This window comes from Mycobacterium sp. NGS39 (assembly GCF_059812765.1).
In genome coordinates this window covers 1-2163 of the sequence record NZ_JCALDH010000028.1, presented here as the reverse complement: position 1 = coordinate 2163, position 2163 = coordinate 1, and the positions used below count along the sequence as shown (strand labels likewise).

At 66.4% G+C, this 2163-nt stretch carries 2 protein-coding genes; both read left to right on the top strand.

Features of this window, described 5'->3' with window-relative positions; all coding sequences use genetic code 11:
- Nucleotides 1-76 precede the first annotated feature (76 nt).
- Nucleotides 77-1294, top strand: coding sequence for an IS21 family transposase (gene istA / locus AC5Y39_RS21200; RefSeq protein ID WP_500021690.1), 1218 nt, complete (start codon nucleotides 77-79; stop codon nucleotides 1292-1294).
- Nucleotides 1294-2109, top strand: coding sequence for an IS21-like element helper ATPase IstB (gene istB, locus AC5Y39_RS21195; RefSeq protein WP_500021688.1), 816 nt, complete (start codon nucleotides 1294-1296; stop codon nucleotides 2107-2109). The genes istA and istB overlap by 1 nt, the downstream gene beginning before the upstream one ends.
- The last annotated feature ends 54 nt before the right edge of the window (nucleotides 2110-2163 follow it).

Here is a 2163-nt window from a genome sequence, read left to right as displayed (position 1 = left end):
TGTCGGCTGCGGTCGAAAAGTGAGCAGGTAGTTCCGGTCGAAAAGTGAGCACCCTTCTGATTGGAGAGTGATCACTGTGGAGGATTGGGCGGAGATTCGCCGGCTGTATCGGTCGGAGAACTTGTCGCAGGCTGCGATCGCGCGGCGGTTGTCGCTGTCGCGCAACACCGTGGCTAAGGCGATCAACGCCGATGCGCCACCACGCTATGAACGCGCACCCTCGACGACCTCGGCGTGGGCGCAGATCGAGTTGGCGGTGCGGGTGCTGCTGAGGCAGTTTCCGACGATGCCGGCGACGGTGCTTGCGCAGCGGGTCGGCTGGACCGGTGGGCATTCCTGGTTCGCCGAGAACGTCGCCCGGCTCCGACCGGAGTACGCGCCGGCCGATCCGTGTGACCGTCTGGTGCATCTACCCGGCGAACAGGTGCAGTGCGACCTGTGGTTTCCCGGTCAGCTCGTCCCCGATCACGCCGGGGCCCTGCGCTCGTTTCCGGTGCTGGTGATGGTCGCCGCATATTCGCGGTTCATCGCCGCGATGATGATCCCGTCGCGGGTCACCGGGGATCTGCTGGCCGGGATGTGGCACCTGATTGCCGACGGGATTGGTGCGGTGCCTCGAACACTGTTGTGGGACAACGAGTCCGGTATCGGCCAACGCGGCCGCCTGGCCGAGGGGGTGGCCGGGTTCTGCGGGGTGCTGGGTACCCGGCTGATTCAGGCCCGACCCTATGACCCGGAATCCAAGGGGCTGGTGGAGCGCGCCAATGGTTATCTGGAGACCTCATTTCTGCCCGGTCGAACCTTCGCCTCGTCGGCAGACTTCAACGCCCAACTGTGGGCGTGGCTGGCCGCCATCGCCAACCGCCGCACCCACGCCACCACCGGCCTGATTCCCGCCGATGCGCTTGTCGCGGACCGGGTGGCGATGACCGCGCTCCCGCCGGTGGCCCCGGCGGTCGGCACGACGACCACGACACGGTTGGGGCGCGACTACTACGTCAGCTGCGCGGGCAACGCGTACTCGGTGCACCCGGAGGTGATCGGACGGATGATCACCGTCACGACGAGCCTGGACCGGATCGCCGCCCGCTGCGGGGACCGGCTAGTCGCCGACCATGAACGACTATGGGGCACAGGCGGTTTAGTCACTGAACCTGATCACCTGAGGTCAGCTGCGGTGTTACGGGAGCAGTTCCGCACCCGCCCCGCCGCAGGTGCGCACCTGGCGGTGGACGTCGAGGTCGCCGATCTGAGTGCCTATGACGCGCGGTTCGGGACCGGGGAGGTCGCCTGATGCCCGCCAAGCGTCCGCCGTCGGCACCAGGCGATGCCGACAAGCTCATCGCCCATCAAGCCCGCTTGCTGAAGGCCCCGCGCATTGCCGAGCACTATCACCGGCTGGCTGAACAAGGCCGAGAAGCGAACTGGTCGCTGGAGGACTACCTCGGTGCCGTGCTGGCGGTGGAGTCCAATGCCCGCGCGGAATCCGGTGCTCGCCAACGCATCCGATACGCCGGATTCCCAGCGATCAAGACGATCACCGACTTCGACTTCACCGCCCAGCCCGCCGTCGACCGCGCCCAGATCGCCCGCCTAGAAGCCGGCGGCTGGCTCGCCGAAGCCCGCAACATCGTCCTACTCGGCCCACCGGGCACCGGCAAAACCCATCTGGCCACCGCACTGGCGATCGCCGCCGCGCACGCCGGGCACCGGGTAGCGTTCGCCCCGGCCACCGGCTGGATCACCCGCCTGGCCGAAGCGCACCGCATCGGCCGCCTCGAGGCCGAACTACGCAAGATCAGCCGTTACGGGCTCATCGTCATCGACGAAGTCGGCTACATCCCCTTCGACACCGAAGCGGCCAACCTGTTCTTCCAGCTGGTCTCGACCCGCTACGAGAAGTCGTCGATCATCTTGACCTCCAACCTGCCATTCTCCAGATGGGGACAGGTCTTCGGCGAGGCCACCATCGCCTCGGCAATGATCGACCGCATCGTCCACCACGCCGACGTCATCGCCCTCAAAGGCGCCAGCTACCGCATCAAACACACCGCGATCGAGTCCCTACCCTCCGTGGAAGCCGATCGTCAGGCAGACTCAACCCCGTAAACCTGCTCACTTTTCAACCGGAGCAGGCTGCTCAGAATTCAACCGGAGCCGACA